Genomic DNA, 12,071 nt, shown 5'->3' on the forward strand with positions numbered 1-12,071 from the left:
ACCCAACGGTCGTTGAGTCGTAGTTCGCTGTATCCGTGGTAAACGAATAAGTCGGTGCCCCCCATCCGGGCACGCAACGTGGGGGTCTGCAGATGATTCCGCACATCTGCGAATCCCAGCCGGGCGGGAATGCCTGCCGCGCGAGCTGCCGCGGTCAGCAGCACCGCCTTCGGTACGCAATACGCTTTCGACGCCGTCGCTACATAGCTCGCCCGATAATGCTCGGGGTCGTCGTCTGTGCTGTAGGGGTCGTACCAAATCCTGTCTCGCACCGCGGCGAAGATCAACCTTGCCTTCTCCACAGGGGCACGGGCGTCACCCACCGCTTCGTCGGTGAAACGCTGAACATCGTCGTGCTGCCAATCCAGGAATTCCGATGTCTCTAAGAACGTGGAATCACTCGGAATTTCGCTCATACAGTGCCTTTCAGTTGGATTCGATGTCGATCTCAACGGCGCTGACCGATCGACTGGCTTTTTCGAGGGCTTCGACGAGACGCACCTCTGCCTCCGGGATCATGGCGGCGACATCGGCCGTGGCTAGGCTCCTGCTTCGCAGCGGGGCATCGACGTTCGTGGCAGCTGCCGCGAGCGCAGACCACGCCTCGGAAGCGTGTCTAGCCGCCGCAGCAGCGTCGGCAGCGGCCGCGTCATCAAGTTGATCGGCGATGCTCTGGCAACCCTGCGCCTGCAACGTACGAAAGAGTCCACCACCGGTGCCGGCTTTCTCGATGAACGCTCCGAGGCCGAACAGTGCTGCGGCGAGTGCATCGTCGTCGAACAGCGTTGGCCAACGACGCAAGTCAGCGGCGAAGTCATGCACGCCGTTCAACCCCGATGATTCGACGTCAGCCGCCTCGACGCGCAGTAGCGGCGCGCCCGCGGCGTCACCTCGCATGAACGCTGCGCTCGCAGCGAGCGCGGCGCCCGCAATCGGACGAAGGTCGGGCACTTGGTCCGGCCAGTCGACGTGATAGGTGGTGTGTCGGGTTGGCGTAGGGAACCCGACTGACGAACGTGCTCGCCGTAGAGCGTCATAGGGAACCAGTTGGGTCGTGTCGCGGTCGTTGTCGACTACGTAGGCCACGCGTTGTTCGTCGTCATATCCGACGATGACGATGTCGTGGCGGCTCATCTGCAGTCGGACGCGCAGATAGGGAAGTTCGCCGATGTCCGCCCACACCATGACCGGCCGGCCCTCGTCGATTTCGCCGGTCACAAATGCCCATCCCTCGTCTGGGTCATCGGTGGATTGCACGACGAAGTTGGCGCCGACCCGGGTGAGGTAATCGCGCTCCAGGTCGCTTCCTCGTCCGACCAGGTACACCTGGGGAAACAACTGTGCAGATCGGACGTACGAGAAGTCTAGGGCTCCGCCGAGGGCGAAGACCAGTCCTTCACTCAATGCCTCGGTGCCCCAACCGAGTTCGGCCCATTCACTGAGGTCACGAAGCGCACCGGAGCCGCAATGCCCTCCCATTCTATGCCGATAGGGAATCTGAACTTTCGCCATAGCCGCCTCCTTGCGCATCTTATTGGCACTGTAAACCTCTGCAGGAGTTCGCATCACCAGGCGGTTGCCCGAGTACCGCAGGCGTGAAACTCGGGTAGCAGGCGCGGAACACTCCAACGCTTTGACGGCGTGCCACCGGTCCGCCGACCAGATCGAGTGTTCACGGTCCTCGACATCATGTGTGGATCGACAGTCGCGGCGCGAAGATCAGTAACTGCGAGAATCCTCGGCCGAACACACTGACCGCGTACGGCTGTGGATACACGATGTTCACCCCGTTGGCTCCGCACTGAGGCGGCACCGCGAGAAAGCCACTCGACGACACCTGTCCGACCGTTGCACCGAGCGTGCAAACTGCAGCTCCTTCCGCCCCCGGATTGTTCTCCTGTATCAGAATCGGATGAGTCCTCTGATGTTGCGGCCTGATCGCATGTCGGCGTAGCCGTCGTTGATCTGATCGAGGGTGTACTCACGGGTGATCAGCTCGTCGAGTTTGAGTTGTCCGGAGTTGTAGAGTTCGACGAGCCGCGGGATGTCGTGGGCGGCGTTCGACGAGCCGTACAGGGCGCCGCGGATCTGCTTTTCGTAGAGCGTCAATTCCAGCAGTGAGCCCGACATCGAGGTGTCTTCGGGGTGTCCGATCGCGGTAATGACCACACGGCCGCGTTTACCGACCAGTGATAGCGCCTCAGCGGTGTAGGCCCCTTCGGCGACGTCGGTGGTCAAGACGCAGACGTCGGCGAGTTTGCCACGGGTGATGTCGCTGATCAGTGACCAGGCCTCATCGATGGTGGCAACGGCATGCGTCGCGCCGAAACCGCCAGCTTGCTCACGCTTGAACGCCACCGGATCGACAGCCACGATGGTCAACGCGCCCGCGATGCGGGCGCCCTGAATCGCATTCATGCCGATGCCGCCAGCGCCGATCACGACCACGGTGTCCCCGGCACGCACCTCACCGGTGCGCACCGCCGACCCGTACCCGGTCGTCACACCACACCCGATCAACGCCGCCTTGTCCAGCGGTGTCCCCTGGTCGATTTTGACCAGAGACGCCTTGGGGACCACGGTGTATTCCGAGAACGTGCCCAGCAGGCACATCTGGCCGACGTCCTCACCGCGGGCATGGAAACGGTAAGTCCCGTCGATCTGGGGTCCCATCATGAGCGCCGCACCCAAGTCGCACATGTTGCCCATCCCCCGCGCGCAATAGGAACAGTGCCCACACGACGGCAGGAACGTCAGGATCACCGAATCGCCCTCGGCGACGTTCTCGACACCCGCACCCACCTCCACCACGGTGCCGGCACCCTCGTGGCCACCGACGACGGGCAACGGAATGGGCAGATCACCGGTCACGAGGTGCTCATCTGAATGGCACAACCCGGTCGCGGTCAACCGGACCAGCACCTCATCGGGGCCGGGCGGATCCAACTCGACCTCCTCGACCTCCCACTTCTCTCCCAGGCCCCAGAGCACTGCAGCGCGTGTCTTCATGTGTGTCTCCTCAACGTCGATGTTTCGGTCGCAGTGGATTGATGATTCACGCCAGTGTCTCGACGGTGAGGTCACCGTCGGCGTACTGGCGGCGCAGCTTCTTCTTGTCGAACTTGCCGGTGGAGGTCAGCGGAATGTCGGTGACGAACGCCCACCGTTCCGGTAGCCACCACTTGGCCACCCGCGGACGGAGGAACTCGGTCAATTCCGCGGCGGTGGCGGTGCGGTCGGCAGCCAGGACGACCACCGCCAGCGGTCGTTCCTGCCACTTGTCATCGGGAACCCCGATCACGGTGGCGGTGCGCACCGCAGGGTGAGCGGCCAAATCGTTCTCCAGCTCCACCGAGGAGATCCATTCGCCCCCGGACTTGATGACGTCCTTGGAACGGTCGGTCAGCGTGATGAACGCATCCGGGCTGATCGTCCCGACGTCTCCGGTGCGCAACCACCCGTCCGGCGACACCGCCGAAGTGTCATGCTCGTAATACGACCCGGTGATCCACGGGCCGCGGATCTGAATCTCCCCCACCGACTTTCCGTCCCAGGGCTGCTCGGCGCCGGCGTCGTCGACGATGCGGGCCTGCACACCGGCCACCACCCGGCCCTGGGTTCCGCGCAGGTAAAGGGACCTCTCCGGGGTGTCGCTGTTCCGCGGCAATGCGACCGCGGCCAGCGGGGACGTCTCGGTCATCCCCCAGGCCTGCACAATGCGGACGCCCAGCTCGTCATAGGCGGTCATCAACGACCGCGGAACCGCCGAACCACCGCAAGCCACCAACTTCAGCGAACTCACATCGTGGCCGGGATTGTCGCGCAGATAGTGCAGAACGTCGGTCCAGATCGTCGGAACAGCGCCCGCCATCGTCGGCCGGACCACCTCGATCATCTCCACCAAAGGCGCCGCCTGCAGGAAACGGTCAGGCAGCAGAAGCTGCGCCCCCGCCATCATCGCCGCGTACGGCAACCCCCACGCGTTGGCGTGGAACATCGGAACGATCGCCAACACCGTGTCGTCATGACCGACGCCCAACGCATTCGAGGTGCACGCCGCCTGAGAGTGCAACCACGTCGAACGATGACTGTAGACAACACCCTTCGGGTGCCCGGTGGTACCGCTGGTGTAGCACATCGCGGCGGCCGACCGCTCGTCGACGTCGGGCCAGTCGAACGTGCTCGGCTGGGCGGCCACCACATCGTCGTAACGAAGGACGTCCTTTCCGCACCCCTGGACCGCGGCAAGGTCACCCGTGCCGGTCACCAACACCGTGCGGACCGAGGTCATCGACGGCAACGCCGCCGCCAACAGGCCCAGCACCGTACCGTCGGCGATGATCACCCGATCCTCGGCATGATTGGCGATCCACGTCAGCTGTTCCGGCGGCAGCCGCAGATTCAACGTGTGCAGCACCGCGCCCATCGACGGCACCGCCGCGTAAGCATCCAGATGCTCCTGGTTGCTCCACTGCAGCGTCGCGACACGCTCATCTCCACGAATGCCGATCTCGCGCAACGCATTCGCCAGCCGTGCCGCGCGCTCCCCCACCTCGCGGTAGGACACCCGAGAGATCTGTCCGGGCCCCCGCGCGGTCAGCACATCGCGATCACCATGGATCGTCGAGGCATGGCGCACGATCCCGGCCACCGTCAACGGAACATCCTGCATGGTGCTCTTCATCGCACGCCCGTCCTGCAGCCCACCGTGAAGCGCCGGTCACACATCGATGAGGTCCTGCCGATTCTCGTTCTGCAACAGCAACCGGTACTCCGGGAACAGGTTCTTGGCCTGCGGGATCATTTTGATCAACTTCGCCGCCGGACCCTTCGCGCGCACCGTTCCCTTGGCCATCGCCATCGTCAGGTTCACCTTCCCCAACCAGAACTTGTTCCCGGTGTCCGCCGACATGAACAGCTCGACATTGGGCACCGCGGTACTGCCCGCTCCCGTCTGCACCACCTTGTTCGGCATGTCCACCGTCACCACTGCGTCCGGATCGGTGTAATGCACCCGCAACACCACACCCGAATTCACGAGCTTATCCGCCAGCCCCTCCTTCTCCAGGCCCCGCCGAAAGATTCCAGCCAGAAAGGTATAGACCTCGTCCTCATCCTTGAACACCGCCATCATCAACCTCCACCAAACTCGTTGTCACAAATGAACAACCGCGCGCGAACAGTCACGCTCAATCGAGGCTCATCGCCCCCGTCGGACCCGCCATTACGACATCTTCGACCCACGCCCGCCGCTCATCTGCCGCTTCGCGCCGACGACGCAATCCGGTGCTGTTAACCGCACCTCACCACTGCGCCGGCCCAAGTCCACCTAATCAGTGCTGAGCAACTGGAGTGCTGACCACGATGCCGTCGAGAGCTGGGCCGATCTTGATCTGGCAGCCCAGCCGAGACGTCTCGTCGGCGCCTTCGCAGAATTCCAGCATGGACTTTTCGGTGGGCTCTATCGGCGGTAGTTTGTCGAGCCAGTCGGCTTCGACGTGCACGTGGCAGGTGGCGCAGGCACACGCACCGCCGCAGTCACCGTCGATGCCCGGCACCAGGTTCGATACTGCGGTTTCCATCAGAGACTCGCCGTCCATCCCATCGACGGTTCTGGATGCTCCGTTGTGGTCTACGTAGGTGATCTTGGTCATTTCAGTCCTTTGCAGTGAGGGCGACTACGGTCGCCGGTGTGGGTTGGATATTGGATAGTGGAAAAAGTGCAGCACCCAGTCGAGCGGGACTATCGAGAGGCCAGCGCCTGGGCCGGGATGCGATCATCGGCAAGTCTTTCTACGTCAATGACGGCGCGCTCGGCGATCAGCGATTTGGCCGCCATGAACTCGACCGGCCGGTTGATCGCATCCACGGCCAGCATTCGACCGTCGCGCAAGTAAAACGCTGCGAACGATCTGGTGTCGGGGTCGCCACGAATCACTACCTGGTCATAACCGCGGTTCAGGCCAGCGGTCTGCAACTTCAGATCGTACTGATCCGACCAGAACCAGGGCACTTGCCGATAGGGTTTGGCGCTACCGCAGATCGCCGCGGCGGCGGTCTTCGCCTGCTCGATCGCGTTGTGCACCGACTCCAGCCGCAGTCGGCAGCCGTAGACCTCGCTGGGGTGCTGTGTGCAGTCACCTGCAGCGTAAATACCCGGCTCCGAGGTCTGACAGAACTCGTCGACGGCGATACCGTTGTCGCACGTCACACCCGCAGCCGAGGCTAACTCGACATTCGGGAGCAGTCCGATACCTGCGATAACCAGATCGGCGGCGAAGCTCTCACCGTCGGCGGTCAGGACCCGCGCCGCAGACCCGACTTGCTCGATGCCCGTCACCGTCGCCGCGCATCGAATCGTGACCCCGGCGCGGCGATGCTCGGCTTCGAAGAACTGGGCCACGTCCGGACAGGTGACCCTGGCCAGCACCGTGGGCTCGGCCTCCACGACGGTCACCAGCAATCCCAGCTTCGCCGCGACGGCGGCAATCTCGAGACCGATGTAGCCCCCGCCAATCAGCACCAGCCGCGCCCCGGGCCGCAACTTCGCACGGATGCCCTCGACGTCGGCCACGGTGCGCAGGTAATGCAGTATCGGAGAATCCGCACCAGCGCAGGACAAGGGGCGGGGCCGGCCACCGGTAGCCAACACCAGCCGGTCGAACTCGAGTTCGCGTCCATCGTCGAGCGTCACCTGCCGCTGGCTGGCATCCATCCCAGTGACGCAGACCCCGAGCATCACGTCGACCCGAGCCTTCTCATAGAACGCCGGTGGCCGCAGAAACAGTCGCTCCACCGGTAGGCTGCCGGCCAGGAATGCCTTCGACAACGGGGGCCGGTGATAGGGCAACATCGAGTCCGCGCCGATGAGAATGATCCGTCCGTCGAATCCGTTTGACCGCAGGCTGGTCACTGCCTGCCCGCCGGCTTGACCGCCGCCGACGACGAGGACGATTTGGCTCATTTGGCGTCATCTCCTCGAACTCGCCGCATCAGACGTTGATGCGCACGGGCAGGGACTCGTAGCCTTTGATGAACGGCGACGTCACCCGGGTGGGGGCTCCAACGACCTCGAGCTGCATCGGTTTGGGCCAACGCTTGAGAAGCTCCTCCCACACGATTCTCAGCTGCAACTCGGCCAGGCGGTTACCGACACAGCGGTGGATCCCGAACCCGAATGACAGGTGATGGCGCGGTCGGGCACGATCGATGATGAAGGCATCCGGATTCTCGATGGCCTCCGGATCGCGGTTACCCGACACATACCACATGACGACCTTGTCGCCCTTGCGGATCGACTTCCCCCCGAGCTCGGTGTCGGTCAAAGCGGTGCGGCGCATGTGCGACAGCGGAGTCTGCCAACGGATGATCTCGGGCACCATGGAACTGACCAGGGCAGGGTTGCTGCACAGTTTGCGATACTCATCTGGGAACTCGTTGAGAGCTACGACGCCGCCCGTCATCGAATTGCGGGTGGTGTCGTTACCGCCGACGATCAGCAGCAGGATGTTGCCCAGGAACTCTTCCGGTGTTTGGTTTCGGGTTGCCGGCGAATGCGCCATCATCGAGATGAGGTCGTTACGCGGTTCGGCGTTGACGCGGTCGTTCCACAGCCCTGTCATGTAAGCGGCGCACTCGAGCAATTCGCTCATCCGCTGTTCCTCGGACTCGATCAAGCCGGCACCGGGAATGGCCGTCGTCACATCCGACCAACGTGTCAACTTGGCGCGGTCCTCCCAGGGAAAGTCGAACAAGGTCGCCAACATTTGTGTGGTCAAGTTGATCGAGACATTCTGGACCCAGTCGAAGGTCTCATTGAGAGGCAAACCGTCAAGCAAACTCGCGGTGCGCTCACGGATGACTAGCTCCATCTTGGCGAGGTTCTCCGGTGCCACGATCGGACTGACCGCCAGGCGCTGCGCATCGTGTTTGGGTGGGTCCATCGCGATGAACATCGGCAGGCTGGCCGCCGCGTTGTCGTCCATGATGGTGATGCCGCCGAACTTCGCCTCGGAGGAAAAGATCTCGGGTGAGGTATCTACCTGCATGATGTCCGCGAACTTGGTAATGGACCAATATGGGCCGAACATGCTGTCCTTGCAGAAGTGGACCGGATCCTCTTCCCGTAGACGCTTGAAATACGGTTGCCACGTGTAATTTCGGTACAGTTCCGGATCGCTGACATCGATGTCCTCCAGAGCGACCGCGTGAGCGGCTTCCGAATCGGGTCCGCTAACGGCCACAGAAGTCTTGTTCACTGTTGCTCCTCAATGTCGATGACCCGGCCCACACAGAGGCGACGAACGCTGTGGCGGGTCTCACCGGCGTTCCACCGTTTGGGTACGTGGGATTTTTCATCGTTCGCGTTGCCCACATTTGTGTTCTGTGCTGCATCTAGCCTGCACAAGTGACCCGGTTCACTGCGCAGGGCATCCGTGCCAACTCTGGCCCATGCGGGCCAACCGCGTCTCGTGCGCATACCGTCGCACCGCAGCCGATGAAAAACCATCGCAGAATCAGCTGAGAGGAATTACCACCCGGGCTAGCAGGCCGCCCCCCTCACGAGGCTCAAGCGAAAATGTGCCGCCCAGCGCACTCACTAGCTGCTCTACGATCCACAGCCCCAAGCCCTCAACCGGGGCGCGCTCGTCGGAGCTGGCGCGCCCAAGGATTGCCGACGTGTGCTTGGCGGTCAGCAGTCCAGGGCCGCGATCGCCCACTTCCAGCGTCAGCGAGGACCGAGTGCAGACAATGCGAAGATCGACCACACGGCTGCTCCCGTGACGGTGGGCGTTTTCGAGCAAGTTCGTCATGATTCGGCGCACGCGGTGCTCGTCGCAGTAGATCAGCGCACCCGACGGCTCGAGGGAGACTGTGCTGTGCTCAGCGGGTATACCCGCTGAGGTCAATGATGCTTGCGCCAGGTCCTGCACGAAGGTCCGGCGGATTCTCGGGATTCCCCGCGGATTCCCTGTCTCAATAGCGAGGTCAGCGAGGCCGTCGAGCATGTCCGTTAGGTGGCGAGCGTGCGCCGCCACCAAGTTGATCGCCTCGTCCCTGCGCTCGGCGTCCAATCGGCCGGGCACAGTCAGTGATCGTGCCAGCGCCGCCAGGGACGACACAGGAGTACGAAACTCATGCAGCAGCACCCGCAGACCTTCTTCACGCAGCCGCTGCACCTCGAGTAGGCGTGCCCGCAGATCCCTTTCCTCGGCAGCCTCGGCATGCTCTGCCATCACCTCGGCCTTGGCGCGCACGGTGCGCTCGTGCTCACGGTCGAGCACGCGTCGCAGAGATCCGGTGAGCACGGCAAAGGCAACGAAATAGCAGCACCACCAAAGGGCGACCTCGATCCGGTGATGCAGAGAAATCTCTGGACGGCTCACGGCCAGCGTTACCGCAGCAAACAGCGCGCCCGTGCCAAGAGCCGCGAGCATCGCGGACTTTAAACCCTGCCGAACGGCACTGGCCACCACCGCTAACGGAATCAACGCAACAACCATGCTGGACGCCCCCCCGGTCGCCGCCGTGAGCAACACCGTGAGTGCTACGTCGACGGCCGTCATCCAGCCCTGTGACAGCGGACGACCACGAAGATTTGCGCGGAGTACATAAATCGCGTACACCCCGGCCAACCCGATGAGAATACAACCGAACGTCAAATACGTCCGGTTGACGGGCGTACCAAAGGCAACCAGCAAGGCAAGACTGACGACCACCAGAACTCTTAATACGGCGATGACCCGTTCGGGTTCGCGCCACTGAACCGCGCCGCCACCGATCGTGGTGAGATTGTTGTTCATTTCGTTACCCAATCCTCCGGCCTCGACACAGCGTTCTAGCACGTGGTATCCACAGCTTCCGCGGAAAGGTAGATATGACGGGATTGACCTCGCGCCCGGCGCCTTTCGTCGTAGTCATCGTGGACGACCACGCCCTTTTTGCACAGGGTTTGCAATTGCTTTTGACCTCCAGGGCCGACAGTCTGTTCCACGTCGCAGCAATAGGCAGCAGCAGCGAGGACGCCGTCCCGTTAGTCGGCAAACACCGCGCAGACATCGCCACAATCGACCTGACCCTGCCACCACGCGGCGGGGTGCACGCCATCACAGGACTACGTGGCGCTTACCCGTCGACGGGTATATTGGCGTTGTCTGGCACCGACGACCTGTCGCTGGCTGAGCGAGCTCTGCGAGCGGGAGCAGACGGATTCCTGCAGAAGACCTCCGACGCAGACGCACTGGTGGCGCCGCTCTTGGTCATCGCCACCGGCATGAAGGTCGTAAACCCCGAGCTGCTGGACCGGCTTCTCGTCAGCAACCACAGTCCAGATGACGAAATACTAGATAATCTCGGCGAGCACCTCATCAAGCTCTGGAGCCTATTGGCGCAGGGGCTGGAGATCAACGCAATCGCTGCTCGAATGCACGTTAGCGAGCGAACCACCAAGAGAATGGTCGCAAGCTTGATTCAGAAGATCGGTGCCCGGAACCGGATCGAGGCCGCCGCGCTGGCCGGGCGCTACGGACTACTCGACCACTGAACCGTGCGCACCGGTGGCAACTGTGGGTGTAGCAGGACCTGCGTAGACACTTCCCGGCACGGGCCAACGGGAGACAGGTCAAATTCCTCCGCTAGCCGATGACCGCAGGCGCGGTGCTGAACCACCCCGAGGAGTCGTCGATGGGCCAGACCCGGCCGCGGGGTCCGCTCTGTCGGACACGACACGTCTCTAAACCTCGATCTTGTCAATGGCCAAGTTGAAGTATCCGCTGGTGGCCAGATGAAAGTATCCGCCCCGTGCGGTAGTTCCTAGGTTGGTGTGGGTTGCTCCTTCCGGTGTTGGGCGTCTTTCATGCGGTAGGAGTCGCCGTCGGTGATGACGACGGTGGCGTGGTGCAGCAGGCGATCGAGGATGCTGACGGCGGTGGTCTGCTCGGGCAGGAAGCGTCCCCATTGTTCGAAGGGCCAGTGCGATCCGATGGCCAGTGAGCGGCGTTCGTAGGCGCCGGCGACCAGTCGGAACAACAGCTGTGTGCCGGTGTCGTCGAGCGGAGCGAAGCCGAGTTCGTCGATCTATGCCGACATCGGCATAGATCGACCTATGCCGACCCCGTGACTATGCCGACTCGTGCCGGCGGGGGTGTCGAACTGGTTGCGGAGGTGGTGATCTCGGAACTAGTGCATTCGTTCTGGTCGGCATAGTTATAGGCCTTCGAGGAAGACGAGCAGCTTGTCGCGCGGGCGGTAGCAGCCGGGTTTGGTCGAGGGCGAGGTCATCGCATCGAGTGCTCGCTGCTTAATGGTGAGGTCGGTGTGCAGGTAGATGCCGGTTGATCGGATGTCGGCGTGACCAAGCCATAGAGCGATGACCGAAGTGTCGATTCCGGCGTGCAGCAGCGACATTGCGCAGGTGTGCCGCAGCACGTGCGGGTGTAGTTCGGCGGGTCGGATCGTGGGACACGTTCGCGCAGCGGTGACCGCGTGCAATCGGACGAGCCGTTCGACCGCGTCGGTGCTGAGCCGCCGTCCGGTCCGGGTCGGGAACAGGGGCTGATCGGGGACGTCACCACGCTCGGTGAGCCAGATACGCAGCACTGCTTGGGTAGTCGTCGTCAGGGGAACCGCGCGGCGCTTTCGGCCTTTCCCCAGGCAGCGAACACTCGATCCGTCTCCGAAGGAGATGTCGCCGCAGTTGAGACCGGTCAGTTCCGAGACCCGGAGGCCGGTCTGGGTTGCCAACAGCAGTAGCGCACGGTCTCTGCGGCCTTCCCATCGATCGGTGTCCGGCGCGGCGATGAGAGCGTCGATCTCGGTCGCGGTGAGAAAGGTGATGAGCTGCTTGTCGAACCGTTTGGCCGGTATCGCCAAGACCCGTTGGATCACCTCGGCGTGCTCGGGGTGGCGCAGCGCGGCGAAGCCGAACTGAGACGCTCTGGTTCCGGTGGAGGCTCGGGCTATTGGATTTCGACCAGGGGTTGGTCGGTCCGTTTCGTAGCGTAGAAGATGGCTTCGAACTCTGTGGGCGGTAGGTCGTTGAGGTAGCCGTGCAGACGCGCTGTGTTGTGCCA

At 62.9% G+C, this 12,071-nt stretch carries 11 protein-coding genes and 1 pseudogene; 1 reads left to right on the forward strand and 11 read right to left on the reverse strand.

Annotated elements, in window-relative coordinates:
* The 9 genes from VIQ49_RS02925 to VIQ49_RS02965 all read right to left on the reverse strand — a co-directional run.
* Positions 1–416 (reverse strand): transglutaminase-like domain-containing protein (locus tag VIQ49_RS02925; RefSeq protein WP_331880551.1); only part of this gene is annotated, 416 nt, incomplete at its 3' end.
* A 10-nt stretch (positions 417–426) separates the two neighbouring features.
* The gene (locus tag VIQ49_RS02930; RefSeq protein WP_331880554.1) at positions 427–1,512 is read right to left on the reverse strand and encodes a BtrH N-terminal domain-containing protein; all 1,086 of its coding nucleotides are present in this window, start codon (positions 1,510–1,512) and stop codon (positions 427–429) included.
* A 390-nt stretch (positions 1,513–1,902) separates the two neighbouring features.
* A complete protein-coding gene (locus VIQ49_RS02935) occupies positions 1,903–3,009 on the reverse strand; it encodes an NDMA-dependent alcohol dehydrogenase (RefSeq protein WP_331880557.1) in 1,107 nt (368 codons plus the stop codon).
* A 46-nt stretch (positions 3,010–3,055) separates the two neighbouring features.
* Positions 3,056–4,684: a fatty acid--CoA ligase gene (locus tag VIQ49_RS02940; protein WP_331880560.1), complete on the reverse strand. Its 1,629-nt coding sequence runs from the start codon at positions 4,682–4,684 to the stop codon at positions 3,056–3,058.
* A 36-nt stretch (positions 4,685–4,720) separates the two neighbouring features.
* Positions 4,721–5,131, reverse strand: a complete 411-nt coding sequence (locus VIQ49_RS02945) for an SCP2 sterol-binding domain-containing protein (protein ID WP_079626737.1) — start codon at positions 5,129–5,131, stop codon at positions 4,721–4,723.
* 202 nt (positions 5,132–5,333) lie between these two features.
* The gene (locus VIQ49_RS02950; protein WP_105387444.1) at positions 5,334–5,654 is read right to left on the reverse strand and encodes a 2Fe-2S iron-sulfur cluster-binding protein; all 321 of its coding nucleotides are present in this window, start codon (positions 5,652–5,654) and stop codon (positions 5,334–5,336) included.
* Between the two features lie 89 nt (positions 5,655–5,743).
* Positions 5,744–6,964: an NAD(P)/FAD-dependent oxidoreductase gene (locus tag VIQ49_RS02955; protein WP_105387443.1), complete on the reverse strand. Its 1,221-nt coding sequence runs from the start codon at positions 6,962–6,964 to the stop codon at positions 5,744–5,746.
* Between the two features lie 28 nt (positions 6,965–6,992).
* Positions 6,993–8,258, reverse strand: a complete 1,266-nt coding sequence (locus tag VIQ49_RS02960) for a cytochrome P450 (RefSeq protein ID WP_105387442.1) — start codon at positions 8,256–8,258, stop codon at positions 6,993–6,995.
* A gap of 258 nt (positions 8,259–8,516) precedes the next feature.
* Positions 8,517–9,803, reverse strand: a complete 1,287-nt coding sequence (locus VIQ49_RS02965) for a HAMP domain-containing sensor histidine kinase (protein ID WP_331880574.1) — start codon at positions 9,801–9,803, stop codon at positions 8,517–8,519.
* Between the two features lie 74 nt (positions 9,804–9,877).
* Between VIQ49_RS02965 and VIQ49_RS02970 the strand changes: the two genes are divergently transcribed.
* Entirely contained in the window at positions 9,878–10,543 is a 666-nt protein-coding gene (locus VIQ49_RS02970; protein ID WP_331880576.1) for a response regulator transcription factor, read from the forward strand.
* A 269-nt stretch (positions 10,544–10,812) separates the two neighbouring features.
* On the opposite strand, the pseudogene VIQ49_RS02975 reads toward VIQ49_RS02970, so the two are convergent.
* Positions 10,813–11,076: pseudogene (locus tag VIQ49_RS02975) on the reverse strand (ATP-binding protein); the annotation flags it as partial.
* Between the two features lie 129 nt (positions 11,077–11,205).
* Positions 11,206–11,886, reverse strand: coding sequence for a tyrosine-type recombinase/integrase (locus tag VIQ49_RS02980; protein WP_331880578.1), 681 nt, complete (start codon positions 11,884–11,886; stop codon positions 11,206–11,208).
* Between the last annotated feature and the right edge of the window lie 185 nt (positions 11,887–12,071).

It is taken from the genome of Williamsia sp., assembly GCF_036566845.1.
In the GTDB taxonomy this organism is placed as follows: domain Bacteria; phylum Actinomycetota; class Actinomycetes; order Mycobacteriales; family Mycobacteriaceae; genus Williamsia.

Excerpts from the sequence above, each read along its gene's own strand:
- VIQ49_RS02970 (WP_331880576.1), top strand. The coding sequence starts at position 9,878 with ATGACGGGATTGACCTCGCGCCCGGCGCCTTTCGTCGTAGTCATCGTG.
- VIQ49_RS02940 (WP_331880560.1), bottom strand. The coding sequence starts at position 4,684 with ATGAAGAGCACCATGCAGGATGTTCCGTTGACGGTGGCCGGGATCGTG.
- VIQ49_RS02930 (WP_331880554.1), bottom strand. The coding sequence starts at position 1,512 with ATGGCGAAAGTTCAGATTCCCTATCGGCATAGAATGGGAGGGCATTGC.
- VIQ49_RS02950 (WP_105387444.1), bottom strand. The coding sequence starts at position 5,654 with ATGACCAAGATCACCTACGTAGACCACAACGGAGCATCCAGAACCGTC.
- VIQ49_RS02945 (WP_079626737.1), bottom strand. The coding sequence starts at position 5,131 with ATGGCGGTGTTCAAGGATGAGGACGAGGTCTATACCTTTCTGGCTGGA.
- VIQ49_RS02955 (WP_105387443.1), bottom strand. The coding sequence starts at position 6,964 with ATGAGCCAAATCGTCCTCGTCGTCGGCGGCGGTCAAGCCGGCGGGCAG.
- VIQ49_RS02935 (WP_331880557.1), bottom strand. The coding sequence starts at position 3,009 with ATGAAGACACGCGCTGCAGTGCTCTGGGGCCTGGGAGAGAAGTGGGAG.
- VIQ49_RS02965 (WP_331880574.1), bottom strand. The coding sequence starts at position 9,803 with ATGAACAACAATCTCACCACGATCGGTGGCGGCGCGGTTCAGTGGCGC.